This is a genomic window from Janthinobacterium sp. GW822-FHT07A03 (genome assembly GCF_058798815.1).
Map to the genome: position 1 here is coordinate 19,080 of NZ_JBXAKW010000006.1, position 23,298 is coordinate 42,377.

Here is a 23,298-nt window from a genome sequence, read left to right on the forward strand (position 1 = left end):
GGACTATGTTGCTTGTTACTATGCTTGCTTGTTATTGCGAAGCAAGCGCAAGCCGTTGGCCACCACCAGCAGGCTGGCGCCCACGTCGGCGAACACGGCCATCCACAGGGTCGCCATGCCGGCCAGGGCCAGGCCGAAGAACACGGCCTTGATGCCGATGGCAAAGCTGATGTTTTGCACGAGGATGCTGCGCGTGCGCTGGCTCAGGCTGATGAATTCAGGCAATTTACCCAGTTCATCATCCATCAGGGCCACGTCCGCCGTTTCGATGGCCGTGTCGCTGCCGGCCGCGCCCATGGCAAAGCCGATGTCGGCCTGCGCCAGGGCCGGGGCGTCGTTGACGCCGTCGCCCAGCATGGCCACCACGCCGAACTCTTGCTGCAAGGCCTTGATTTCATCGAGTTTATTTTCTGGCAGCAATTCCGCCTTGACCAGGCTTACGCCCACCTCGGCCGCGATGCGCTGCGCCGTCAGCAGATTGTCTCCCGTCAGCATCACGGTGGTCACGCCCAGCGCATTCAGGCGGGCAATGGCGGACGCCGCCGTGGGGCGCAGCACGTCGGCCACGGCGATCACGCCCAGCGCACCGGCCGGGGTGGCCAGCACCATGGCTGTGTAGGCTTGCTGTTCCAGCCGCGCCAAAATCGCTTGCAGTGCCGGCGTCAGCACGTTCAATTCCGTCATCAGGCGCGCATTGCCCAGATAATAGGTCTGGCCATCGATGCTGCCGCGCACGCCGCGTCCATGCAGGGCGGCAAACTGGGTGACGGGCAAGTGGCTGCCGGCGGGCGGCCCCGCCTTGACGATGGCGGCGGCCAGCGGGTGGGCCGAGTTGACGTCCAGGCTGGCGGCCAGCAGCAGGATGGCGTCGCGGTCGCTGCCCTCCATGGCCACCACATCCGTGACGGCCGGTTTGCCCATGGTCAGGGTGCCCGTCTTGTCGACGGCGATGGCCTTGATCCGATAACCCGTTTCCAGGAATTGCCCGCCTTTCACCAGAATGCCGCGCCGCGCGGCCGCCGTCAGGCCGCTGACCACCGTGACGGGCGTGGAAATGACGAGTGCGCAAGGGCAGGCGATCACCAGCATCACCAAGGCCTTGTAGACCCACGCCATGAAGGGCTGACCCAGCAGCAAAGGCGGCAGTACGGCCACGAGGATGGCGAAGACGACCACGGCGGGGGTGTAGTAGCGGGCAAAATTGTCGACAAAGCGCTGCGTGGGCGCCTGTTTTCCCTGGGTTTCCTCGATCACCTTGACGATCTTGGCCAGGGTGCTGTTGCCGCTGTTGGCCGTCACGGTGACGTCGAGCAAGCCCCGTTCATTGATAGTGCCCGCATACACGACGTCGCCCACGGCCTTGTCCACCGGCATGCTTTCACCGGTGATCGGCGCCTGGTTGACGGACGATTCGCCGCTGGCCACCACGCCGTCGAGGGCGATGCGCTCGCCCGGTTTTACGCGCATGGTCGCGCCGATGGCCACGGTGGCGACGGATACTTGCTGCCAGGCGCCGCTGGCGTCGGCAACGGTGGCCGTGTCGGGCGCCAGCTGCATCAGGCTGTGCACGGCGTTGCGCGCGCGGTTCAGCGACAAGCCCTCGATCAGCTCGGCGATGGCGAACAGGAAGATGACCATGGCCGCTTCCGGCCACTGGCCGATGGCGATGGCGCCGAAAACCGCCAGGCTCATCAGGAAGTTGATGTTCAGGGTGAATGTCTTCAGGGCAATCCAGCCCTTTTTCAGGGTCGGCCAGCCGCCCGTGGCGATCGACAGCAGGGCCAGGGCGATGACGAGGGGCGAGCTGTCTGCGTGCGTGGTCCACGCCAGCGCCTCGGCGCCGGCTGCGGCCAGGCCGGAAACCACCAGCAAGCCTTTTTGCAGGCCGGACAGATTGCCTTCGTTCGGGTCGCGCGCGACAGCAGCGTCCGCCTCCATGGGAATCGCCTGCATGCCGATGCCGTGCAGGGCCGCTTCCACCATGGCCAGCGAGGGCAGTATATGGTGCACGTCGAGTACGCGGTTCATCAGGTTGAAATCGAGGCCCACGACGCCCGCCATATTGGCCAGCTTGTTGCGGATCAAGCGTTCTTCCGTGGGGCAATCCATGTTGGCGATGCGGTATTTGGCCGTGCTCGCGCCGGCGATGGGGGCGCTGGGCAGGGCTGGCGCGGACGGGGCTGCTGGCGTGGACGAGCACGCGTGCTGGCTGGAGCAGCAGCCGGCGGCTTGTGGCGCGCGGGCTGCTGCGGGGTCGTGCGCATGCTTGTGGTCATGCTCGTGGTCGTGCGCGTGGTTATGGCTATCGTGCGGCATCGCATCATCCTTCTGGATTGGTGTATGCTTCCATTAGAAACCCTGTAGCCGCTACAGGGTCAAGCGGAATTTGCAAGTTGGAATGAAAAAGGGAATGCCATGCGTATCGGAGAACTGGCCAAACGGACAGATTGTGACGTGGAAACCGTGCGTTACTATGAAAAGGCGGGCTTGCTGCAGGAACCGGGCCGCAACAGTGCCGGCTACCGCGAATACCGCGAAGAACACCAGGAACGGCTGCAATTCATCCGCCATTGCCGCTCCTTGCAGATCGGCTTGACCGATATCCGCGCCTTGCTGGAATTTAAGAACAATCCGGCCGAAGGTTGTCAGAGCGTCAATGAATTGCTCGACCACCATATCCTGCGCATCGCCGAGCAGATGGCGAATTTGCAAACCCTGCAGCAGCAGCTGGTGACCCTGCGCCACCAGTGCGACCAGCCGCAGCCGTCGCAAGACTGCGCGATTCTGCAAAACCTGTCCGAGGCGGCCAGCGGCCACGACTGCGCCTGCCACACCGAACTCCCACAATCCCATTGATTCATGCTGAAACTGTTACCTGTAAGAACTTTACTCACCTTGTCCCTGCTGTCGCCGCTGAGCCATGCGGCCGATGCGCCTGCCGCCGCCGGCCATTACCTGACCCTGTACGCCGTGCCCGGCGTGCCGCAAGACGATGACCCGTATACCTGGAGCACGGCGGGCGGCAAGCAACTGACAAAGGGCGTGACCAAGGCGGATGGCCGCGCCTATCTCAAAGGGGAAGAGGGCGAAGAAAACTATATTTTGAAAACCGTCAGCATGCGCTGGCAGTTGAAGGTGCCGGCCCAGTGCTGGCAGGGCGCGCCCGAGGCTTTCCTCGATTGCGTCAAGCTGGCCAAGACCACCAGCCGCTATGATGAGGAGCAAGAGGCGCTCAAGCTGGCGGAACAGCAGAAAGAAGTGAAAATGCAGGCCAGAATCGCCGCCTATGCGGTGGAAGCCCGGGCCAACGACGATGCGCTGGCCTGGCTGGGCCGCCTGCCTTCGAGCTGGACCCTGGACGGCTATGGCAAGCGCCTGCTGGGCATCGGCGACAAGGTCTCCCGGTACATCGCCGACGAGTTCAAGGAGGACGGGCCCGACGCGCGCCAGTTCGTCTGCCGCGCGCCCGCCTACTATGGCCCCGTGCCGGACCAGGCAGCCGTCGAGGCCTGGCTGGGATCGCCTGACGAGGTGGCCAAGGTTCGCACCGGCCCCGCCTGGAATGCGCTGGTGGCGGCAGGCGAAAAGGGCAACTGGATGGCCCGTCTGGAACTGTATTACGCCTTGTCCGGCGCCAATGTCAGCGAACTGAGCCTGCTGGAACAGTACCGCATCGTGCAATTGATGGAATGGCTGCACAAGAAGAAGATTAGCGGCCTGTACAGTTATTTCATCGGCGCCATGCCCGTCGCTCCCGGCAGCAACTACAGTGCCGTCTGGCGCAGGCGGGATCAGGTTTTCCTGTATGCCGCCATGCTCGGCGATTACCATCAACAATTCCGCATGGGCAATGTCTTGCGGCGGGAAACCGACCCCGCGCTGGTCGAGACAGGCAAGGCCATGCAAGCCTGTTCCCGGACCGCCATGCCGCAGCGGTACTAGCGCGACTAGCGCGGCAGCAGCGGCGGGCCGCCGTCGCCCAGGCGGAAGGCGTCGACCACGCGCAATAAATCATGCGCCTGGTCCTGCATGCTTTGCGCGGCGGCGGCCGATTGCTCGACGAGGGCGGCATTGCGCTGGGTCAATTCGTCCATTTCCGTGATGGCATTGTTGACTTCCTCGATGCCCTTGCTCTGGCGCTGGCTGGCCGCCGTGATGTCGTTCATGATTTCCGTCACTTGCTGGACGGAAGCGACGATATCGCCCATGGTGCGCCCGGCGCTGTCGGCCAGTTCGCTGCCTGTTTCTATCCTGGCCACGGAATCCTCGATCAGCTGCTTGATTTCGCGCGCCGCCGTGGCCGAGCGCTGCGCCAGGCCCCGCACTTCCGTGGCGACCACGGCAAAGCCGCGCCCCTGTTCGCCCGCGCGCGCCGCTTCCACGGCCGCGTTCAAGGCAAGGATATTCGTCTGGAAGGCGATGCCGTCGATGACGGCGATGATGTCGACGATGCGCCCGGAACTGGCCTTGATCGACCCCATCGTCTCGACCACCTGGCCCACCACGCGGCCGCCTTCCAGCGCCACGTTCGAGGTCGACAGCACCATCTGGTTGGCCTGGTGCGCATGGCTGGCGTTTTCGCGCACGGTGTCCGTCAGTGCATGCATGGATGACGCTGTTTCCTGCAAGGAATGCGCTTGCGACTCCGTGCGGGCCGACAAGTCCGCATTGCCCAGCGCAATTTCACTCGCTTCCACCGTGATGGTGGAGCCCGCCTGACGTATGTCGCCCAACAAGGTGTTCCAGTTCTTCAGCACGGTGGCCAAGGCGCGCGACAGCTTGCCCACCTCATCGTCCCCTTGGGCATCGATGCGCATGGTCAGGTCGCCGGCGGCCAGGCTTTCGGCGGCGCGGCAGGCCTCATCGATGGGACGCACCACGGAACGGGCCACCCAGGTGGCGATCAGGGCCAGCAAGGCAAAGCCGATGGCCATGGTGCCCAGCGACAGCCAGCCGGCGCGCTGGCCCGCGTTTTTTGTTTCCTGCAGCGCGTCGACCGTGCGGTGGTCGAGATTCTGCAGCACCTGGCGCAGCTGTCCGCGCACTTGCTGATAGTGCGTGGCAGCATTTTGCATCGCCGCCACGCCCGTATTCGGGTCCATCGAGGCCAGGTCCAGCGCCTGCGCCACGCTGGCACGGTAGCGCTCGAGGCCTGGCAGGGCCTGGTCCGCTTCCGTGGCGGCGCCCGAGAATTTCTTGAGCTCCTTCAAGCCTTGCGCGATGGCATTGAGCTGGCCATCCGTTTGCGCGCCGAATTGCTTGAACTGTTCGTCCGACAGGCTGGCGGCGATGGCGATCTTCGCATACACGTCGGCATGTACCTGGCCCAGGGCAATAGCTTGCTGGTTGGCAAGCCGCTCGGCCGTCAGGGTGACGTCTTTCAGTTCGCGCATGCGGCTTTCGTTCTGCTGCATGGCGAAATAGGACAAGGCCCCCATGGCCAGCAGGCAAGCCAGCGCGACCACCGGGACGATCAACATCTTCTGTGCGATTTTCATCGGAACCCATATCGTCAAGAGAGGGGAAAACCATCCCGGCGCTGGCGGCGCGGCGGCTGGCTACAGGTAGATGCCGCCGCAGACGACGGTCTCGGCCAGCTTTTCGCAGTACATCACCTTCGGCTCGATCTTCTTGGTTTCCGGATTCGTGAATTTGTATTCCTGCCAGAAGGTGCCCTTGCTCTTGGCCAGGTCCACTCGCTCCTTGACGAAGGCCTTGCCGTCGATATCTTTCAATTCGATCAAGTTCTTGCCCACCATTTTCGGGTTGGCGCCATGCGCGACCACCGTGCCGTCGAGTTTATAGACGACCAGGTACAGGTCGTGCAGGATGAATTGCGGCGCCTTGGCCGTGATCTCGCCATACGCCTTGGCGTCGCCGGCGCTCTTGATGTAGGACACACCTTTCTTGACCATGGCTTCCGCGTCGGCGCGCGTGGCGCCGCCTTCGGCAGCGCTGGCGATACAGGGCAGCATGCCGGCGGCAAGCATGAGCGACAGGCAAACGGCAGGGGCGAACTTGGGCATGAGAATCTCCTTCACATTGCAGCAGGGAAAGGCCGGCGGGGAACCGGCGCGCTTGGGGGAGTGCTGACGGTTCATGGTAGCGCGATGCCAGTGGGCATGCGCTGGTGCAACAGATATTTTTTCAGTGGGGCGTTTTTGCAACATCGCGTGCACATTGCCGCAATGGATATTTCATAGGGGAAAGCAGGGCGCAGCCTATCGTGTCGATAGTGTGGCGCGTGCGCCGCGCTACCAGCTGGACGGGTCTTCCGCCGCCGCCCTGGCCAGGTCGGCGGCCCAATCCTGCTGGGCCAGGCGGTAGATATCGGCAAAAAAAGCGCGCGGGTCAGCCATGTCATCCCACAAGGCGGGCAGGGCGTGCGTGCTTTCGGGATCATGCTCGAGGATGGCCTGGAAATCGTAGGCGGGGTCTTGCAGCGCCTGCGCCAGCACGGCCACCAGCGCATGGCGGTGGCGGTAGCTGAGTTCCTTGTATTGCGAGGTGATGTCGCGCCGTATCAGCGCCGCGCGCTGGAGCGGATCGTTCATGTCCCAGGTGTCCAGTTCCACGCCTAGGGTTTCTTCACGGTCATACACGTCGAAGGGGCCGAGAAAATAGTGGAGCGTAGGAATGTAGGGAGCATCGCTCGAGGGGCCGCGCAGCATGGGACTCTTTCGTTTGATTGCTAAATGATCACGCGCATTCGGGCAGGGTCCAGCCTTCGTCGCCCATGTCCGTCGGGTAGATGGCGCGGGTCTGGTTCTGGCCCCAGCGGGCATGGTCGAGGATGCCGTCTTCATGCATGTCCAGCACCCATTCGGTGCTTTCCAGCAAGGTGCCATCCTTGTGATAGACGCGGAAGAAGGTGGACGTGCTGAGGGCGCGCACGATGTTCTGCGGCACGCCGTCGCCGTAGTGGGGCACATAGGTCTTGATCACGCAGGTGCCCTGGTCGTTCCACTGCTGGGCATATACGCTGGCATTGCGCGCGGCGCTGACCTTGATGAACAGCCAGGCTGCCAGCAGGAGGGCGAACAGGAGGGCGGCGGCGATCAGGCCGGTTTTCTTGAGTAGCTGCATGAGGTCATGGCATGGCCAAAAACGGAGTTGCCGCATTGTATGTCAATAGGGGAAATACTTGCTGTACGGCACGTGCGGCAAGTATTCCCCGCGTGGCTGTCTATTTCGGCAATGCCGCCTGCAAGGCATTGGCCATTTCCAGGTGATGTTGCAGCGCTGGCAAGGTTTTCGCGGCAAAAGCCTTGATGTCGGGATCGCTCGCCTTCTGGCTGGCATCCGTGAACAGTTTCACGGCATCCTTGTGCGCCGCCACGCCGATGCTGGCCGCGTATTCCGTATCGAATTGCTTGCCTTCCAGGCGGCTCAGCTTGTCGATCTGCGCCTGGTGCTTCTTGCCGGGCTGGTCGCTGACCTCGATCTGCTTGCTGCTGGCCAGCTGTTTCAGCTCATCGGCCACTTTTGTGTGATCGGTAACCATGGCATCGGCGAATTTCTTCACTTCCGCATTGCTGCTCTTGCTTTGCGCGACTTTGCTGGCGGCAATTTCCGTGCTGCCCGCGTCGGCGGCCTTGCTGAGGAATTGCTTGTCGTACGCGCCCGGCGCGGCGGCGGCAATGCTGTTGATGGCAATGCCGCTCAATAGCGCCACGGCGGCGCCGATGGCCACGCTTTTCAGGGAGGGCGCGCGGGAACTGGTGGTCGGGATAGGCATGGGGACTCCTTTTTGGTGTGGTTTTTTCTGCAAGCTGATGACAATGTTAAGCCAGCAGCCTGCGCACACCCATAGGACACTTTCGAAGCTCCCCGTAGGACTAGTCCTGTTCGTTAGCGCACAATTCGACTTGTTTCAGCGCAAACAAGGCGGCGATGCCCGCATCGCGGCGCCAGGCGGGCATGCAGATATCGAGCCATTCCGCCATCGCGTCCAGGTGCGACGGTTCCGAGACGCTGTGTTCGAGTTCGTCGAGCACCGTTTCGCGGTCGATGTACAGGCTGTCCAGCCAGGCGTCGAATGAAGGCGCCAGTTCGATGAAACCGTGGGCGCGCTTGCCCGTCCACTCCGGCAACTCCTGCACATAGGCCAGCACGCGGCCGCCGCCTTCGTCCGTCAAATCCAGGTAGAGCATGGAATTGCCACCGTCGCGGGCGAAGGGCAGGATTTTCACGGGCATGCCCGTATGCTCGCGCGCGGCGCGGATTTCGCCCACCAAGGTTTCATCGCAGAAATCGCCTTCGTCGGCGCTGAAGAAGGTATTGAAACCCATTTTTTCCACGCCGCCATTGCCGTCCGGCACATCAGTGGTGTAGTCGAACCAGGCGCCGTTGGCCACTTGCAAGAACGCCAGGAAGGCGGGCGGCAACGGTGCTTCCAGCAAGGTTTCGATGGCGGCGATTTGCTGCGCGGTGGGAGCCGGCTTGGCGCCCTCGAGCGCCAGGTGGCGGTACTGCGTGTAATGGTTGCTCATTGATTATCCTTGTAAATTGCTTGCGGCCGCCACGCCATCGTCGCAGCCCGTCTCCACCTTGGCCAGCGCATCGACGAGTCCGGCCCGCAGCACGGCCATCGAGCGGGCCTTGTCGTCGATCTGGGCGATTTTCGTTTCCAGCATGGCCCGCTTGGTTTGCGCATCGAGCGCATTTTCCTGCCAGACGGCAATGACTTCGGCGATTTCCTTCAGGGTAAAACCCAGCGCCTTGGCGTGGCCGATCAGCTCGATCCGGCGCAAGGCCTGCGCCGAATATTCCTTGTAGTTATTCGTCAAACCCGGCTGCGGCGCTTCGTCCAGCAGCCCCTGGCGCTCGTAGAAGCGCACCGTGTCCTTGCTGACGCCCGTCAGGCGGGTGATTTCTCCGATGCGCATCGATTCACCTTGACCGTGGACTAAAGACCGCAGTTTACAGTAGAAACACTTTCAACTACGACACTTTTGCCATGACCGCCTTCAACTACACCAAGCAGACCGTGCTGATCACGGGCGCCTCGTCCGGCATCGGCCGCGTCTTTGCGGAAACCCTGGCCGCGCGCGGCGCCCATTTGCTGCTGCTGGCCCGTTCCGGCGCCGTGCTCGACAGCCTGGCCAAGGAACTTTCCCAGCGTCACGGCATCCGCGCGCACGCGCTGGTGGCCGACCTGGGCCTGCCCGGCGCCGCCAGGGAAGCTTATGCACGGGCTTGCGCGCTGGGCATGCCGCCCGACGTGCTGATCAATAACGCGGGTTTTGCCACGCATGGCCGCTTCGAAAGCATCGATCTTGCACGGCAAGTTGGCGAAGTGACCGTCAATTGCACGGCCCTGATGGAACTGACGCACTGCGCCTTGCCGCACATGCTGGCGCAAGGACGGGGCGCCGTCATCAACGTGGCGTCCACGGCGGCCCTGCAGCCCGATCCCTACATGGCGGTCTACGGCGCCAGCAAGGCTTTCGTGCTGTCGTTCTCGGAAGCGCTGTGGGCGGAAAACCGCAGCCGCGGCGTGCGCGTGCTGGGCCTGTGCCCGGGCGCCACGGACACGGCTTTCTTCGACGTCGTGGCCGCGCCGGAGGCAGCCGTGGGCAAGCGCATGGCGCCGCAAACGGTGGTCGATGAAGCGCTGCGTGCGCTGGACCGTGGCCGCAGCAGCCACGTGGCGGGCCGGCCCAACCGGCTGCTGGCCTGGTTGCCGCGATTGCTGCCACGCCAGACCGTGCTGGGCATCGTGGAAGGCATGCTCAAGCCGAAGGCGGCGTAACCGTCAGAACGCCATCGTGGCGAACATGGCCAGCACGGCCGTCGCCATGACGATGGTCGACAGCCAGCCCAGCGCCCGCAGGCGGCGCGAAATGGTGAGCGTGCCCATGATGGCGGGGCGCGAGGCCATCACCATCATCAGGGCCATGATGGGCACGGAAATGACGCCGTTGATGACGGCGCTCCAGTACAGGGCCTTGATGGGGTCGAGCGGCGAAAAGCACAGGGCCGCGCCGATCACGGTGGCCGTGACGATGATGCCGTAGAACTTCTTGGCCGCCTTGGGCGCCAGTTCCAGGCTGTTTTTCCAGTGAAAGGCGCCCGCCATGGCGTAGGCGGCCGAGCCGGCCAGCACGGGAATGGCCAGCAAGCCCGTGCCGATGATGCCCAGGCTGAACAGCGCGAAGGCGAAATCGCCCGCGATGGGGCGCAGGGCGGAAGCGGCCTGGGCGGAGGTGTCGATGTGCGTGATGCCTTGCGCGCCCAGGGTCACGGCCGTCGTCAGCATGATGAAGAAGGCCACCAGGTTGGAAAAGCCCATGCCGATGGCCGTGTCCATCTTAATGCGCTGGAATTGCCGTGGCGCCAGTTCCGGCGTGCGGCGCAAGGCTTGCGCGCTGGCATCGGCCTGCAAATCTTCCACTTCCTGCGAGGCTTGCCAAAAGAATAAATAGGGGCTGATCGTGGTGCCGAACACGGCCACGATCATGGTCACCGAGGCAGCCGACCAGGCGAACTGGGGCCAGACGGTGCGCAGCGCCACTTCGCCCCAGGGAATATGCACGGTCAGCACGGTGGCCACATAGGCCAGCAAGCCCAGGGTCAGCCATTTCAGGATGCGCACGTATTGTTGATACGGAATGAAGACTTGCAGCAGCAGGGACAGTAAACCAAAGCCGACGGCGTACAGGTGCGTGGGGCCGCCGATGATCAGGGTCAGGGCGTCGCCCATGGCGGCCACGTCGGCGGCGATATTGATGACATTGGCCAGCAGCAGCAAGCTGACGATGGCGTACAGCAAGGATTTCGGATAGTGGCGGCGGATGTTCGTCGCCAGCCCGTGCCCGCTGACCCGGCCGATCTTGGCGCTGATGACCTGGATGCCCAGCATCAGGGGAAACGTCAGGCACACGGTCCACAGCATGCCGAAACCGAACTGGGCGCCCGCCTGCGAATACGTGGCGATGCCGCTGGGGTCGTCATCGGCCGCGCCCGTGATCAGGCCGGGGCCCAGCTTGCCCAGCCAGGTGTCGGATGGGTCGGCCTGGCCACTGTCGGTCTGCATGCGTCACTCCTGCGTGATGGAGCGAGCAGCGTATCACAGGCGGGCGGCGTCGGACAGGGCGCCGCCCGGGAAACACGCGTCTCAGTAGCGCGCATCCTTGGGCTTGCCGCCCTTGGGCCAATCCTTGACCTTGTCGGGGAAGTCCGGACGGGGCATGTGCGTAAAGTATTCGGCCACGTCGACGGCGTCCTGGTCGGACAGGCTGCCTTGTCCCAGCGGGAATTTCTGGCCGTGGCCCATCACCATGTTGGCCTTGACGAAGCCGGCCGCCGTGTAGGTGCGGGCCATGCCGGCGCCGATATTGAACGAGCGCTCGCCCCACAGCGGCGGGAAGGCGACGACGCCATTGGCGCCCTTGATGCCTTCGCCATTCGCCCCATGGCAGACGGCGCATTGCTCAGCATATACTTTTTTGCCATGCACGGGATCGGGCAGCAGCGCGCGGTCTATCTTCGCCACGCCGCGTCCCGCCACCTTGTCGCCCGCCTGCGTGGCACCCTTCATCCAGTCGATGTAGGCGACCATGGCCTGCAGGTCGGGGCCGTCCACTGGCAGCGGCTTGCCGTGCATGGAGCGGCGGAAGCAGCCGTTGATGCGCTCTCCCAGGCTGATGACCTTGCCGGCGCGCGGCGCTTCCGACGGGAAGAAGGCGGAAATGCCGAGGAAGGGCGAACCGCCGGCCACCGTGCCGCCATTCAGGTGGCAGCTGCTGCAATTGAGGTCGTTGCCCACGTTTTGCGGCAGGCGGGCCCGCGTTTCCGTCATCAGCTGCATGCCGTGGATCAATTGATTGGCATTCGGCTCGGCCGTCAGGGCGGCGAAGCGGGGCGTGACGAAGCCGCCCGCGTCCGGCGCCTTGAGCTTGAGCTCCTTGCGCACCCTGGCGATCTGCGCCGGGGTCACGGGTGCGCCTTGATTGCCCCACTTGCCGCGCACAAAGGTGAGGATTTCCGCCAGTTCCGTGTCTGACAGGCGGTCATACGCGGGCATGCCGAACGAGCGGGGCGACTGCTGCGTGACGGCCGACTGCCAGCCCGTCAGCGCGATATGGATGACGGAGGTGGCGTCCTTTGATTGCACCGAGTCGTTCTGCGCCAGCGGCGGGAAGATGTTGTCCACGCCACGGCCGTCGCGGCGGTGGCAGGTGGCGCAGAACTGCAGATAGCCCAGGCCGCCCCGCGTGTTGTACAGCGCATCGCTGCCGGCCGCCGCGAGGGGCGCCGTTTTCTTCGGCGGCGCAGTTGCCCCATCCTTGGCCGGCAAGCCGTGCAGGTAGTGCGCCAGCGCGTCGAGGTCGGCATCCGTGAAGTATTGCGTGCTGTGCGTGATGACTTCCGTCATGCTGCCGGCCGCCGTGCCGAAGCTGTTGCGGCCCGTTTTCAGCAATTGCACGATGTCGCCCGGCGTCCACAGATTGCGCAGGTTCACCGCATGCCAGCCGTCAAAGGTGAAGCCGGACAGGTAGAGCTTGCCGCTGCCGCCATCCTGGCCCATGGTTTTTTCCTGGAAAGCCACGCCGCGCGGCGTGTGGCAGGAGCCGCAATGGCCGAGGCCTTGCGCCAGGTAGCTGCCCCGGTTCCACTGGGCCGACTTGGCGCTGTCGGGCTTGAACGGCGCGTCGTCAAGGAAGACGGCATTCCACAAGGACAGGCCCCAGCGCATGCTGAACGGCCATTTCATGTCCGTTTCGCGGTTTTGCTGCGCCACGGGCGCCACGCCCCGCTGCAGGTAGGCGTACAGCGCCTGCATGTCGTCGGGCGTGATCTTCGCGTAGGAAGGGTAGGGCATGGCCGGATACAGGTTGTGGCCGTCCGCCGCCACGCCCTTGCGCATGGCGCGGTCGAACTGGGCAAACGTGTACGTGCCCAGGCCCGTCTTGGCGTCGGGCGTGATATTCGTGCTGTAGATGGTGCCGAACGGCGTTTTCAGTTCCAGGCCGCCGGCCATGGCGGCGCCGTTCGGGCTGGTGTGGCAAGCCACGCAGTCGCCCAGGCGGGCGACATATTCGCCGCGCTTGATCAGCTCGGCCGACGCCGTGGGCATCTTGGCGGTCGCGGCACTGGCGCCTGTGCAGAAGGCCAGCATGCCCAGCAGCAACAGCTTTGCCGCCAGCCAGGTCGTTATCGAAAAGAAAAAGGTGGGAGGGCGGCGCGAGCCGCAGCGGGGGATGGAAATGGCGTTCATGGTGACCCTTTATTATTACGCGCAAGCTTACGCAGTCGTCACCACCGCGAACATTGGGAATTTCTTTCGAACAACTAGGTAATCTTCCCTAGTGTTTTACACGGCAAAATCGTGTAGGGGCGCCTGCAAGCTGGCCATGATGCGTTCGCGCAGCCAGCGGTGCGCCGGGTCCAGGTGCATGCGCTCGTGCCAGACCATGGCCATCTCGTAATCGGGCAGGGTCACGGGCGGCTCCCACGTGCGCAGCGCGCCCAGCGCATTCTTCAACAGGCGCGACGGCAGCAGGGCCACCATGTCGGACGCTGCCAGCAAGGGCGGGACGATCAGGAAATGCGGCACGGACAGCACCACCTTGCGCGTACGCCCCAGCTTTTCCAGTGCCGTATCGACGTTGCTGCGGAAACCGCCGCCGTTGGGCGAGACGACGATGAATTCCAGCGCGCAGAACTGGTCGAGGTCGGGCGGCGATTGCAGCAGCGGGTGGTCGTGGCGGCCCGCCAGCACGTAGTGCTCGGTAAACAAGGTGCGGTGGCGCAAGCCGGGCGGCGCTTCTTCCTGGGCCAGGAAACCCAGGTCGACCTGGCCGTTTTCCAGTTCCTGCGCCATGCGCGCCGGAACGGCTTCGAACACGGCCATGCGCGACAGGGGCGCCTGCGCGCGCAGGGCGGGCAGCATGGGCAGGAGGATCGCATATTCGGCGGCGTCGGCCGCCGCCAGATTCCAGCGCACCTGGGCCGTGGCCGGGTCGAAGGCCTGTTCCGGCTGCAAGACCTGTTCCAGCTGGGCCAGCACGGCTTGCAACGGTGCCAGCAGGGCCAGCGCCCGCGCCGTGGGCAGCATGCCGCGCGGACCGGGCAACAGCAGCGGATCGTCGAAGGCCGCGCGCAGCTTGCCCAGCTGCACGCTGACGGAGGGCTGACTCAGGTGCAGCCGCGCGGCCGCCCGTGTGACGTTGCGCTCGATCAACAGGGCGTTGAGGGTCAGCAGCAGGTTCAGGTCCAGCTTGCGTAAATTGTCCATGGCTATACCTTGTATATCAACTATTCATTTCCACTATGATAGCGCAAGCCCTACAGTGGTTCCTGTGACTTTTACTCTTCACCTTTTACAGGAACTAACTGATGCAACTCCATGAATATACAAGCTTTGATGCTTTGGGATTGGCCCAGCTGCTGCGCCAGGGCGCCGTTTCCGCCGCCGAATTGCACTACGCCGCCCGGCGCGCCTGCGCCGCCGTCAACCCGCGGATCAATGCCGTGATCGAGCTGTGGCCGGCCGATTTGACTGCCATCGACCACGCGGCACCGTTCGCCGGCGTGCCATTCCTGATCAAGGATGTGGCCGTCACGATGGCGGGCCAGCGCAGCGAAGCGGGCAGCCACCTGGGCGCCGGCCATGTCGCCGCGTTCGACTCCCACCTGATGACGCAGTTCCGCGCGGCCGGCCTGGCGACATTTGGCCGCACCAGCACGCCGGAAATGGCCTTTGCCACCACCACGGAACCCGTTCTATATGGGGCCACGCGCAACCCGTGGAACGTCAGCCTGAGCGCGGGCGGCTCCAGCGGCGGCGCGGCGGCGGCCGTGGCGGCCGGCATCGTGCCCCTGGCCCATGCGACGGACGCGGCCGGTTCCATCCGCGTGCCGGCCGCCTCGACGGGCCTGTTCGGCTTCAAGCCCAGCCGGGGGCGCGTATCGAACGGCCCCGCCATGGACGAAATCTTCAGCGGCCTGGGCGTGCAGCTGGGCGTGAGCCGCAGCGTGCGCGACAGCGCCGCCTTGCTCGACTGCGTGCAGGCAATCATGCCGGGTGAACCGTATGTGACGAATCCGCCTGACCACAGCTGGCTGTCGCAGGTAAGCGTGGCGCCGGGCAAGCTGCGCATCGCCGTGCAGCGGACCGCCAGCAATGGCGCCCGGCCCGTGCCTGCCGTCGATGCCGCGCTGCAAGACACCGTGCGCCTGCTGGAAGAGCTTGGCCACCACGTGGAAGAAGTGCAACCGGCGCTGGGCGTATCCTGGCCAGCCTTCGTGCACGCCAATGCCAGCATCTGGTGCGCCAACCTGGTGCCGTGGATAGACGGCCTGGCGCAGGAAAGCGGGCGCGCCGCGTCGCTCGATACGCTGGAACCAGCCACTTTGGCCTGCTACCGGTATGGGCAGACGGTGTCGGCCGTCGATGTCGTCGTCGCGCTCGGCATGCGCAACACCGTCACGCGCCACGCCGGCGCCCTGTTCGGCCAGTACGACGTGCTGCTGACGCCCACCATGCCGGATATGCCGTGGCCGCTGGGGCGCTATGGTGAAAAGGAGGAACAGCTCGATGGGCTGGGCTGGACGGCGCGCCTGTTCGAGCATTCGCCGTACACGCCGCTGGCCAACGTGGCGGGTTTGCCGGCCATGTCCGTGCCGCTGGCCATGTCCAATGATGGCATGCCGATCGGCATGCAGTTCATGGCCGGATATGGAAACGATGGAACCTTGCTGCGCCTGGCGGGCCAGCTGGAGCGGGCGGCGCCATGGCTTCCAAGGCGTCCGCCTGTGTGGGCGGGAAATTAAAAGCAGGGATTACAGCGCCGCGAGGCGCGCCGCGCCCCGGTTTTCCATGCGAAAACGAAATCGTTCCCACAGCCGGTCGTGGAAGGGCAGGACGATCACGTTGCAGATCGGCTCGACCACGGCCAGCAAGCCGCCGAAGGCCATGGAACCCGTGGCCCAGTACATGACGCTGAAAGCGACGCCCATGTGCATGGCTGTCTGGCTCAGTTTTTCGCCGGCCAGGGCGGCAAAGCCCAGGCGGCTGGCGGCATGGCGGCGGCGGATCGCGTGCCAGGCTTTTTCATGCCAGGGCAGCAAGCCTACGTTGATGACCGGTTCGATGATTGCGGCCAGGCCACCGAGTGCCAGCGAGCCCGTCAGCAAATAGGCAAGGCCGAAGGCGATCGACATGTGCGTGCAGACCTGGCTGAATGTTTTGATGGCGGTGAGCAAGGGAGGCTCCTTTCTGTTGAATTCGCTTATCCTTGAGTTAGATAGTAACGATTCTCATTTACAAAAGGAAGTAAAATATTTCAACTGGCTCGATAGATTGCATCTATTGATTTATAAATATCAATTGCCCATACTGCGGGTGTATCCCGCTGCAGGCATCGCCGTCAGCGTATGGCCGTCGCCTGCGACCAGACGGCTTGCCAGCGTCCATCGCGCAACTCATAGCTATCCATATGCTAGTAGCGGGCGCGCGGCACGGCGTGTCCGCCAAAGACGATTTCCAGTTGCGCCGAGTAACGCAGGATGGCGGCCGTGCCGTACAGGCGCACGCTGATCGCGTCCGGCTCCCAGCTCAGATAGCGCATGTGGCCGGAGGCGATGGCGCCCAGGTAGTGTTCCCGTGACAGCATGCTGCCGATGGGCGTGATCAGCTGGAAGTCTTCGGCGTGCAGGGAGCGCGCCGCCTGCGTATCGGCGGCCACGAGGGCGCGCAAACGGCTGCGCTCCGTATGGCGCAGCAGGTCCATCTGCTGTTCTTCAGTCGGTGCGGCATTGAAATCGTGCATGGCAGTCCTGTTCTGGTAGGTGATTGACATTTTGACGTTTTTTGTCCAAAAGTCATGTTGACACTATATACTCAAAGTGTCAACATGACTGGATGACGACCGATACCCTGAAAAGCCAGCTCATCCTCGATGCGGCCCTGGCCGTGTTTTGCCGCTACGGCTACCGCAAGACGTCCATGCTCGACATCGCGCAGGCGGCCGGCATGTCGCGTGCGGCGCTGTATTTGCACTTCAAGAACAAGGAAGACGTGTTCCGCGCCGGCTCCGAACGGGCCCATGCCACCGTCATGGCGCAAGTGGCGGCCGCACTGGCCGAATCCGGCCCCGTGTTCACGCGCATCGAAACGGCGCTGCTGGCGTTCCAGCAAGGCTTGATGGCGGAAATTGCGGCCAGCGCCCATGGGCAGGAATTGTTCGACGCTAACATGACCCTGGCGGCCGACGTCACCTTGACGGCGCGGGCGACCTTGGCGGCGTCGCTGGCCGGCGCGTTGGAACAGGCCGAAGCGGCGGGCGATATCGCGCTGCGCCGGGTGGACGCGACTGCCGCGCAAGTGGCCGCCTTGCTGGTGGCCACCATCGATGGCATCAAGCACACGCAGGGGGGAGGGGAGGCGTTGCGCCACGGCATTGCGCTGCAGATGCGCGTGCTGGGCGCGGCGCTGCTGCGCATGTGAGCGGCAAAGCCCGCATGCGCAGTCGGGCAATGCCGCTTACGGCAAGGTTTTCAGGACATTCTTCGTCGGCACGGAGAAGTTATAGCCGTCGTGGCGGTCCCAGTTGATCGACCACGTCATCACGCCGCGGAAGTCCGGATACGCCTGCAGCGGCTTGATGGTGCCGCAGTTGAGCAGGCGCGTCAGGCAATTCAGGGCGTTGCTGACGTCGGCATTCGTCGTGAAACCGGAGCCGGCCGAGCTGCGGCCCGACGGCACGCCGAAGCCCACCTGATCCGGACGCAGGCCAGCGAAGGTGTTGCCGCCATAGTTAAAACCCTCGATCAGCATGCGCGCCGTGGCCACCAGCTGATCGGCCGAGCCCGCCTTGATGGCGCCCGTGGCGTACGGCGTGTAGATGTCGCCGTTGTTGTAGTACTGCGGGTGCAGCACCGTCAGCTCGCTGCGCAAGGCGTTGATGATGGGAATGTAGGCGCCCCAGATGCTGCCATAGCTCGTGTAGCCCCCTTCCACGTACACCCATTCCGGCGCCATGGACAGGTAAAAGCTGCTGCCGACCTTGGTTTTCAGGTTTTTCACGGCGATCGGCAGATAGGTCTGGATGGCCGCGCCTTGCGCCACGCCGTTTTCCAGGTCCAGGTCGATGCCATCGAAACCATATTTGGTGATGATGGCGTACAGGCTGTTGGTGAAATTCGTCGCTTCGGCCGTGTTGCCGACGGAAACGGAACCGTTTTGCCCGCCCAGCGACAGGATGACTTTCTTGCCTTTCGCGCGCTTGGCGGCCACGTCGGCGATGAACTGCGCTTCCGTGCCCGCACCCGGATCGATGGTCAGGCTGACATTGCCGCCGCCCGCGTTGTCGCCGAACGAGACGACGATCACGTCCCAGTCGTCGCTGACCTGGCTGATCGGATAGGTGGCGCCGCTGGGGTTGGTGAAGTTGTGCCAGTAGCCGATCAGCGCGTGCTTCGCCAGGCCGGTCGGCGTAGGCGTAGGGGTTGGTGTCGGCGTTGGCGTTGGCGTCGGTGTCGGGGTGGGTGTTGGCGTAGGCGTTGGGGTAGGAGTCGGTGTCGGCGTCGGCGTGCCGCAGTCTCCCACCACCGTCCAGGGCTGGCCGCTGCCGGCGCCGCCGCTGCTGGTCGACGGGTTATTGCCTTGCGTCCACCAGTTGGCCGTGTAGTTAACGTTGTTGTAACTGGCCTTGCCGCCGCCATTGTAGGCGGTGCCGCTGTTCCACGGCGTGTAGCAGGCGACCGCTTCGGTGGCACCGGCCAGCAGCTGGCTTGCGCCTGCGCTGGATCCGTCGCTGCCGCCGCCGCAAGCGGCCAACGTCCCGCCGAAGAGGGTAAGGATGAGGGTATTCATGACTGTCCGGTTCATTGCATCTCCTTGTGTATTTTTTTCATGGCCGAGCCGGTTTATCACCGTCCGATTTTTCAGAGTGCAAGCATTGCAGGTGGTAGTCAACTGGTTTTATTCTTTGCGCAAGATCACAATACCAGTTGCGGACTTTCCCCTTCGGATGGGCGATGCGGGCCATACCAGTGCCTGTTTTCCGGTGCGCTGGTATGGTGTACGCAAGAGCGCCGGGAGCAGGGCGGGGAAGGGAGGAGGACTCTCTCAGCGGCTGCGGTATTGTTTCTTGGCGCAATTCGGCAAGCGGCACGCGCGACAGGTCCAGCAGCATCTGCGTGAAGCCACGGTCTGGCGCTGCATCAGCGGGTAGTTCAACTGGGTCACGGTATCGATGCCATGGTTGAGCACGGACAAGGCTGCCGCGATGGCCAGCGCGCCAGCAACGCGCAGCAGATAACGCAGATGCCGGCAGGAAGACAGGGGAGCAGCACCTCGCCGCGTCACGGGAATATATCGAGAATTTGCATTCAAAATCTCCTGCAAGCCATTGATTTCAATGTTATATTTCTCATAGAAGACGTCAAGGTGTGCCCGGCAAAAGATAAAGGCGGGCAATCTTACATGAACTGGCGCCATGCCGCATATTATTATCAATTTGAAATTAAATAATGACGGCATAGTTTCAGCTATCGTAGCGTGTCGCAAAGCCGGTCTTCAACCATCCGTTCCCAAAGCGGTGAAAGTGTTTCAATCGACAAGATAAGTTCAGACTGCGGGAGTTCGTTGGCATCACGTAATAGTGCGATCAGGGAGCGCAAACTCATGTCCAGCCAGGCTGGATTGCGAAGTGTGGCGGGAGCACGTTTTGTCAGCTTCTCGAGTTCAGCCTGCAAAGATCCATCGCCAAGCTGAAGATTTCCTCGAATATAGCGCTCATCTGGCTTGCGTATCATTGTCACTAGCCGCGCCAGTAACTTAAGCACGGACAAGACCGATTCGCCGGAAATGTCGGGAGCACGCCTATAGACATGAAAATATGACTGTAGATTCTCAGCATATCCAGTCAGCGTGGACAACTTTGGACTGATGGATGATATTGCACGCGTAGGTATCGCCTGCAGGGAGTAGATATGCGAGGACAGGTCGATATCAATACGTGGTACCGATAGAAATTTCGCGAAAAACCCGGATTGGCTATTCTGCCGCTGAGTCTCCTTTTGAACAATCCATTCGCTAACGGCAGGAAGCAGGTTGCAGAAAACCCAATCATAGGTGAATTCGGCGTCCCAGGCTAAGCGCGGATGCATTGCAAGAGGCTCGTCCGAGATTGAGGTAAGAGGTGACCAGCCAATGATAATACTGTCCTCATGAGGGAGCGTAAAACCACCATCCTGATATGCCCGCATAATCAGATGATAGCCACGCTCAAGCTCGTCTGTCCTATGCTCAACATATACTTTCAAAATGCCTGGCGCCCTGTCAAAGATGTGCCAAACTGATTCACCTTGACGGCAATCATGCTCTTGCGCGAACGAGAGAAACGCACGCCATAATTGGCGGCTAATTTTAGCGAGGCCGAAAGTCTTCTGCTGGGTATCTTGAATTGGATTAAAACGGAGAAATCGCCATTTCGATTCGAGAGATTTGGCGGCTGAAATATAAGCAATCCACGCCTGCTTAAATACCCAATGAAGATGACACAACTCGTCGTTGTCGAGCATAAGCCGTATGTCGGGCGCACAGAAGATGTATCGTCCTTTCTGTCCCGACGCCGGAACCACATCCAGCCTGACTGTTTCGTTCTCGAATACGACACTGTTGTCGTACTGTGCTTCAAATTCGCGCCGGTATCGGGCCGGATATTTGTCCGGTATGCGAGCACGGGAACAGAAGCCCGACGCAATCTTTTCACCAAAAAAAATTTCCACCAGACCTGCTTGTTCTCGAAGTAACTCGTTTAGCTTATCTAGTCCCCAAAGTTCCGCATTTATCTCATGCCGGTCAAGCAGTAGCGCTTGCTCAGCCCATTCTTCGACAAGTTTGGCATCGTCATTTACGGCAAATGGAATGCACAGAATGTAATGATCCGAGTCTGATGCTTTCTTATTGGCTAAAAATTGCTTTACCCAAGTGTGTAACTGCCCCCGTTTTACCTCTCGAACATTCTTGCACTGCATAACGGTCTGTTTTACTGAACCTGGCTTCAGAGCGACGATGTCGATTCCGTACTGAGCTTGGCCGCTGCGGCCGTAGCCAAAAACCTGGAGAAATCGGCTTCTGAAGAGCACTTCCAGCAGCCGCGCGCACAACTTTTCAAAGCTCTGCCAGGATACTTGCTCGAATGGAAGAGATTTCAGTCGAGGATCATAGGCATAATAATCGCTGGTCTGTGGTGGTTCGAAGAGCTTGTTGGGGTCCAGTTCCTGTCTGTTTTCGGGGGTGTCATTCATTGCCGTCTCCATGGGTAAGTAGCGATACGATTTGGTTTGATTGCGAATGAAGAATGGAATATGCAGAGTGGCGAGGTTTCTTTCAGGTGCCGATTCATGCCGATATACTGCGCCAGTACGGGCGCCATCATCTTGCCAACGCCTGGAGAGGGAAGCCAGAACGCTGGTACAGATCGGCCGACGATGCGCTGCGGGCGGCATATTCTAGCTGAGCCAGTCGCGCACGGTGCACCCATCGCGGCTCCAGATCGGCGCCGAGCAGGCCAAGGCAATGTCCATGGTGTGATATTGAAAGTTAAGGATGAACGAAGGTAAATCGCATTTGCGATTGTATAAGTTGTAAAACGGGGGATTTGACAAATTCGTCCATAATTTCGCATAATTTATATTATGTCAAATCACTAAAGCAGTGCAGAATCAAAGCGTTACATCCAGTTCGTCCGTTGAAGTAAATGTGCTACGGCTTCTGAAGTGAATTTGCTACTCAAAGAATCGCGCCCGCCCTGCATGCGCGTTTGATTGATGAACTGGTATAGGGTATGTGCCAAACAAGTCTTTTTGGATTTTCCCTATAAATTTGCATCTAATGACACGAGGACACTCTCGCATTGACGATCGAGCCGCCTTGAACGGCATTCTGTTCATGCTCAAGACAGGATTGCCTTGGAAATATCTTCCTCTTGATCATGAACTGGGCTGTGGCATCGCATCGCATCGCGCGAGCGCCTTGGCAAATGGCGCTGGGTAGTCGAACGCACCTTGGGTCGGCTCCACCGTTTCCGTCGGCTGCGGATTCGCTATGAACGTCTTGCCGATACCCACCAGGGATTCCTCTCGCTTGCCTGCATACTCATCTGCTGGCGATATATTGAGATTGGGCGGTTTTGTTAGGGGCTCTAAGTGTACAGCCTGGCTGGCAAGAGTGACCGTGACGTAAAATTTGTTCCGCGACTATTCCGTTTTATCCTTCCCCCTCCCCCTTCACTTGCACAAAGGCTATTCAACCAAGAACAGTATTTCATCAATTTATGACGTCAACCTCGCAAACTCTCCAGCTTGGCCAACGATGCCCTCTAACCGCAACGATTTGTATCCACCCCTTACTCCAACTTGCTAACATCTAGCGTCCTTGAACTTTGTCGACGAAAACGCTAGCTGGAGGCGAAGCTTCTAAGTGACCTACGCATAACCGTCCACGGCTATCAAATGGCGGCCGCCTATCAGGCGGTGCGTACGGAGGTTGGACGCAACGGCTTCGCCGTAGAACTTTGGAGCTTACCTTCCAAGCTACACTTTTTCGCTACGATGAACGTACGAGGACGCGCGAATGGCCACTCTAGTGCGATGCCATCGTCGGTCACATTGGGAGTTAAATAAAAACGTCAGTTTGATGTAGTTTATAGCCAGAGCTCGCTACGGATACTCCCTACTTGGCGGGATAGCTGGGTGAGGCATGCCCAAATTTGCCTCGGTGGGAGAGCTTCCAGATACGCGGTTTCCTCCACCGCCATCACGACTATCTGCAAGGGCGTTTCGTTTAGAAAATGCAATAATTGCGATTGGTGATTAGTCGGCACCTGTCCGGTAGCCAAGGCCTGCTGCAGCTGCTCGCTGCTCAGTTTGCCCTTGTAGCTGACACTTGCGTTTTTTGCCGCCATCCACAATCCTCGCTTTTTCTCCCGAGCCTTGATCGTCGGCAGGGAAAAACTGAGTCCTAGTACACCCAACAAATTCACCACGCGTCCAAAACTCAGATCGGCAATGGTTCCAACCTCCAATTGCTGAACCGTCTGGCGCGACAGACCAGCCAACCGCGCTAGGCGTAGCTGCGTCAATCCCAGGGCCAGGCGACGAACGCGGACTGCTTTGCCAACTTCATAGAGGTACATGAACTGCCGTTCTAAAAGTGTATAAAATATTTTACATCTATTTATCTTGGGAAGTGTGGAGATGCGCAGTTCAGCACGACAGCTAGTATTTTGTCGCGATGATGTTGGCCGGATTGAGCGAAGTCGGCAAGGCGTTGTCGCACTC

The 23,298-nt window shown here is 61.6% G+C and carries 22 protein-coding genes and 1 pseudogene; 6 read left to right on the plus strand and 17 right to left on the minus strand.

Annotated elements, in window-relative coordinates; translation table 11 throughout:
• Positions 1-18: 18 nt before the first annotated feature.
• Positions 19-2,316 (minus strand): heavy metal translocating P-type ATPase, encoded by a 2,298-nt coding sequence (locus AC1RJW_RS17520; protein WP_493046093.1) that lies wholly within the window; start codon positions 2,314-2,316, stop codon positions 19-21.
• A gap of 99 nt (positions 2,317-2,415) precedes the next feature.
• Between AC1RJW_RS17520 and cadR the strand changes: the two genes are divergently transcribed.
• Positions 2,416-2,856, plus strand: a complete 441-nt coding sequence (gene cadR, locus AC1RJW_RS17525; RefSeq protein ID WP_070218780.1) for a Cd(II)/Pb(II)-responsive transcriptional regulator — start codon at positions 2,416-2,418, stop codon at positions 2,854-2,856.
• 3 nt (positions 2,857-2,859) lie between these two features.
• Positions 2,860-3,942: a hypothetical protein gene (locus tag AC1RJW_RS17530; RefSeq protein WP_493046095.1), complete on the plus strand. Its 1,083-nt coding sequence runs from the start codon at positions 2,860-2,862 to the stop codon at positions 3,940-3,942.
• Positions 3,943-3,947: 5 nt separating this feature from the next.
• Here the strand turns inward: AC1RJW_RS17530 and AC1RJW_RS17535 are convergent, their stop codons facing one another.
• From AC1RJW_RS17535 to AC1RJW_RS17565, 7 genes are all read right to left on the minus strand, one after another.
• Positions 3,948-5,498, minus strand: coding sequence for a methyl-accepting chemotaxis protein (locus AC1RJW_RS17535; protein ID WP_493046097.1), 1,551 nt, complete (start codon positions 5,496-5,498; stop codon positions 3,948-3,950).
• 60 nt (positions 5,499-5,558) lie between these two features.
• A complete protein-coding gene (locus tag AC1RJW_RS17540) occupies positions 5,559-6,026 on the minus strand; it encodes a cache domain-containing protein (RefSeq protein ID WP_326457171.1) in 468 nt (155 codons plus the stop codon).
• 228 nt (positions 6,027-6,254) lie between these two features.
• Positions 6,255-6,671 carry a hypothetical protein gene (locus AC1RJW_RS17545; protein WP_493046100.1) on the minus strand — a complete coding sequence of 139 codons (417 nt, stop codon included), beginning with the start codon at positions 6,669-6,671 and terminating at the stop codon, positions 6,255-6,257.
• A 28-nt stretch (positions 6,672-6,699) separates the two neighbouring features.
• A complete protein-coding gene (locus tag AC1RJW_RS17550) occupies positions 6,700-7,086 on the minus strand; it encodes a hypothetical protein (protein ID WP_493046101.1) in 387 nt (128 codons plus the stop codon).
• A gap of 100 nt (positions 7,087-7,186) precedes the next feature.
• Positions 7,187-7,738: a DUF4142 domain-containing protein gene (locus AC1RJW_RS17555; protein ID WP_493046103.1), complete on the minus strand. Its 552-nt coding sequence runs from the start codon at positions 7,736-7,738 to the stop codon at positions 7,187-7,189.
• Between the two features lie 100 nt (positions 7,739-7,838).
• Positions 7,839-8,492 (minus strand): SMI1/KNR4 family protein, encoded by a 654-nt coding sequence (locus tag AC1RJW_RS17560; protein WP_493046105.1) that lies wholly within the window; start codon positions 8,490-8,492, stop codon positions 7,839-7,841.
• A gap of 3 nt (positions 8,493-8,495) precedes the next feature.
• Positions 8,496-8,888, minus strand: coding sequence for a MerR family transcriptional regulator (locus AC1RJW_RS17565; RefSeq protein WP_493046107.1), 393 nt, complete (start codon positions 8,886-8,888; stop codon positions 8,496-8,498).
• A 71-nt stretch (positions 8,889-8,959) separates the two neighbouring features.
• On the opposite strand from AC1RJW_RS17565, the gene AC1RJW_RS17570 reads away from it, so the two are divergent.
• On the plus strand, positions 8,960-9,754 hold the full coding sequence (locus tag AC1RJW_RS17570) for an SDR family NAD(P)-dependent oxidoreductase (protein ID WP_493046109.1): 795 nt from the start codon (positions 8,960-8,962) through the stop codon (positions 9,752-9,754).
• Positions 9,755-9,757: 3 nt separating this feature from the next.
• Here AC1RJW_RS17570 and AC1RJW_RS17575 read toward each other — a convergent pair whose 3' ends face one another.
• From AC1RJW_RS17575 to AC1RJW_RS17585, 3 genes are all read right to left on the minus strand, one after another.
• The gene (locus tag AC1RJW_RS17575; protein ID WP_493046111.1) at positions 9,758-11,038 is read right to left on the minus strand and encodes an NRAMP family divalent metal transporter; all 1,281 of its coding nucleotides are present in this window, start codon (positions 11,036-11,038) and stop codon (positions 9,758-9,760) included.
• Between the two features lie 81 nt (positions 11,039-11,119).
• Positions 11,120-13,123 carry a c-type cytochrome gene (locus AC1RJW_RS17580; protein WP_493046498.1) on the minus strand — a complete coding sequence of 668 codons (2,004 nt, stop codon included), beginning with the start codon at positions 13,121-13,123 and terminating at the stop codon, positions 11,120-11,122.
• A gap of 195 nt (positions 13,124-13,318) precedes the next feature.
• The gene (locus AC1RJW_RS17585; RefSeq protein WP_493046113.1) at positions 13,319-14,242 is read right to left on the minus strand and encodes a LysR family transcriptional regulator; all 924 of its coding nucleotides are present in this window, start codon (positions 14,240-14,242) and stop codon (positions 13,319-13,321) included.
• Between the two features lie 101 nt (positions 14,243-14,343).
• Here AC1RJW_RS17585 and AC1RJW_RS17590 point away from each other — a divergent pair, with 101 nt between their 5' ends.
• The gene (locus AC1RJW_RS17590) at positions 14,344-15,780 is read left to right on the plus strand and encodes an amidase (protein WP_493046114.1); all 1,437 of its coding nucleotides are present in this window, start codon (positions 14,344-14,346) and stop codon (positions 15,778-15,780) included.
• A 9-nt stretch (positions 15,781-15,789) separates the two neighbouring features.
• Here the strand turns inward: AC1RJW_RS17590 and AC1RJW_RS17595 are convergent, their stop codons facing one another.
• Together AC1RJW_RS17595 and AC1RJW_RS17600 are read right to left on the minus strand one after the other, a co-directional pair.
• Positions 15,790-16,212 (minus strand): DUF2061 domain-containing protein, encoded by a 423-nt coding sequence (locus AC1RJW_RS17595; RefSeq protein ID WP_493046116.1) that lies wholly within the window; start codon positions 16,210-16,212, stop codon positions 15,790-15,792.
• A gap of 236 nt (positions 16,213-16,448) precedes the next feature.
• Entirely contained in the window at positions 16,449-16,778 is a 330-nt protein-coding gene (locus tag AC1RJW_RS17600; RefSeq protein WP_493046117.1) for a nuclear transport factor 2 family protein, read from the minus strand.
• 92 nt (positions 16,779-16,870) lie between these two features.
• On the opposite strand from AC1RJW_RS17600, the gene AC1RJW_RS17605 reads away from it, so the two are divergent.
• The gene (locus AC1RJW_RS17605; RefSeq protein WP_493046119.1) at positions 16,871-17,455 is read left to right on the plus strand and encodes a TetR family transcriptional regulator; all 585 of its coding nucleotides are present in this window, start codon (positions 16,871-16,873) and stop codon (positions 17,453-17,455) included.
• 36 nt (positions 17,456-17,491) lie between these two features.
• On the opposite strand, the gene AC1RJW_RS17610 is transcribed toward AC1RJW_RS17605, so the two are convergent.
• From AC1RJW_RS17610 to AC1RJW_RS17620, 3 genes are all read right to left on the minus strand, one after another.
• Positions 17,492-18,823, minus strand: coding sequence for a chitinase (locus tag AC1RJW_RS17610; RefSeq protein ID WP_493046121.1), 1,332 nt, complete (start codon positions 18,821-18,823; stop codon positions 17,492-17,494).
• A 255-nt stretch (positions 18,824-19,078) separates the two neighbouring features.
• Positions 19,079-19,450: a hypothetical protein gene (locus tag AC1RJW_RS17615; RefSeq protein WP_493046123.1), complete on the minus strand. Its 372-nt coding sequence runs from the start codon at positions 19,448-19,450 to the stop codon at positions 19,079-19,081.
• Positions 19,451-19,500: 50 nt separating this feature from the next.
• Entirely contained in the window at positions 19,501-21,264 is a 1,764-nt protein-coding gene (locus tag AC1RJW_RS17620) for a hypothetical protein (RefSeq protein WP_493046124.1), read from the minus strand.
• A 726-nt stretch (positions 21,265-21,990) separates the two neighbouring features.
• Here AC1RJW_RS17620 and AC1RJW_RS17625 point away from each other — a divergent pair.
• A pseudogene (locus AC1RJW_RS17625) lies at positions 21,991-22,155 on the plus strand (transposase); the annotation flags it as partial.
• Between the two features lie 506 nt (positions 22,156-22,661).
• On the opposite strand, the gene AC1RJW_RS17630 reads toward AC1RJW_RS17625, so the two are convergent.
• The gene (locus AC1RJW_RS17630; RefSeq protein ID WP_493046126.1) at positions 22,662-23,153 is read right to left on the minus strand and encodes a helix-turn-helix domain-containing protein; all 492 of its coding nucleotides are present in this window, start codon (positions 23,151-23,153) and stop codon (positions 22,662-22,664) included.
• Positions 23,154-23,298: the final 145 nt, after the last annotated feature.

What these genes read in the sequence shown, in the direction of transcription:
- AC1RJW_RS17520 (WP_493046093.1), bottom strand. Translation starts at nt 2,316, where the DNA reads ATGCCGCACGATAGCCATAACCACGCGCACGACCACGAGCATGACCAC.
- cadR (WP_070218780.1), top strand. Translation starts at nt 2,416, where the DNA reads ATGCGTATCGGAGAACTGGCCAAACGGACAGATTGTGACGTGGAAACC.
- AC1RJW_RS17530 (WP_493046095.1), top strand. Translation starts at nt 2,860, where the DNA reads ATGCTGAAACTGTTACCTGTAAGAACTTTACTCACCTTGTCCCTGCTG.
- AC1RJW_RS17535 (WP_493046097.1), bottom strand. Translation starts at nt 5,498, where the DNA reads ATGAAAATCGCACAGAAGATGTTGATCGTCCCGGTGGTCGCGCTGGCT.
- AC1RJW_RS17540 (WP_326457171.1), bottom strand. Translation starts at nt 6,026, where the DNA reads ATGCCCAAGTTCGCCCCTGCCGTTTGCCTGTCGCTCATGCTTGCCGCC.
- AC1RJW_RS17545 (WP_493046100.1), bottom strand. Translation starts at nt 6,671, where the DNA reads ATGCTGCGCGGCCCCTCGAGCGATGCTCCCTACATTCCTACGCTCCAC.
- AC1RJW_RS17550 (WP_493046101.1), bottom strand. Translation starts at nt 7,086, where the DNA reads ATGCAGCTACTCAAGAAAACCGGCCTGATCGCCGCCGCCCTCCTGTTC.
- AC1RJW_RS17555 (WP_493046103.1), bottom strand. Translation starts at nt 7,738, where the DNA reads ATGCCTATCCCGACCACCAGTTCCCGCGCGCCCTCCCTGAAAAGCGTG.
- AC1RJW_RS17560 (WP_493046105.1), bottom strand. Translation starts at nt 8,492, where the DNA reads ATGAGCAACCATTACACGCAGTACCGCCACCTGGCGCTCGAGGGCGCC.
- AC1RJW_RS17565 (WP_493046107.1), bottom strand. Translation starts at nt 8,888, where the DNA reads ATGCGCATCGGAGAAATCACCCGCCTGACGGGCGTCAGCAAGGACACG.
- AC1RJW_RS17570 (WP_493046109.1), top strand. Translation starts at nt 8,960, where the DNA reads ATGACCGCCTTCAACTACACCAAGCAGACCGTGCTGATCACGGGCGCC.
- AC1RJW_RS17575 (WP_493046111.1), bottom strand. Translation starts at nt 11,038, where the DNA reads ATGCAGACCGACAGTGGCCAGGCCGACCCATCCGACACCTGGCTGGGC.
- AC1RJW_RS17580 (WP_493046498.1), bottom strand. Translation starts at nt 13,123, where the DNA reads ATGCTGGCCTTCTGCACAGGCGCCAGTGCCGCGACCGCCAAGATGCCC.
- AC1RJW_RS17585 (WP_493046113.1), bottom strand. Translation starts at nt 14,242, where the DNA reads ATGGACAATTTACGCAAGCTGGACCTGAACCTGCTGCTGACCCTCAAC.
- AC1RJW_RS17590 (WP_493046114.1), top strand. Translation starts at nt 14,344, where the DNA reads ATGCAACTCCATGAATATACAAGCTTTGATGCTTTGGGATTGGCCCAG.
- AC1RJW_RS17600 (WP_493046117.1), bottom strand. Translation starts at nt 16,778, where the DNA reads ATGCACGATTTCAATGCCGCACCGACTGAAGAACAGCAGATGGACCTG.
- AC1RJW_RS17605 (WP_493046119.1), top strand. Translation starts at nt 16,871, where the DNA reads ATGACGACCGATACCCTGAAAAGCCAGCTCATCCTCGATGCGGCCCTG.
- AC1RJW_RS17610 (WP_493046121.1), bottom strand. Translation starts at nt 18,823, where the DNA reads ATGAATACCCTCATCCTTACCCTCTTCGGCGGGACGTTGGCCGCTTGC.
- AC1RJW_RS17615 (WP_493046123.1), bottom strand. Translation starts at nt 19,450, where the DNA reads ATGGCGCCAGTTCATGTAAGATTGCCCGCCTTTATCTTTTGCCGGGCA.
- AC1RJW_RS17620 (WP_493046124.1), bottom strand. Translation starts at nt 21,264, where the DNA reads ATGAATGACACCCCCGAAAACAGACAGGAACTGGACCCCAACAAGCTC.
- AC1RJW_RS17630 (WP_493046126.1), bottom strand. Translation starts at nt 23,153, where the DNA reads ATGTACCTCTATGAAGTTGGCAAAGCAGTCCGCGTTCGTCGCCTGGCC.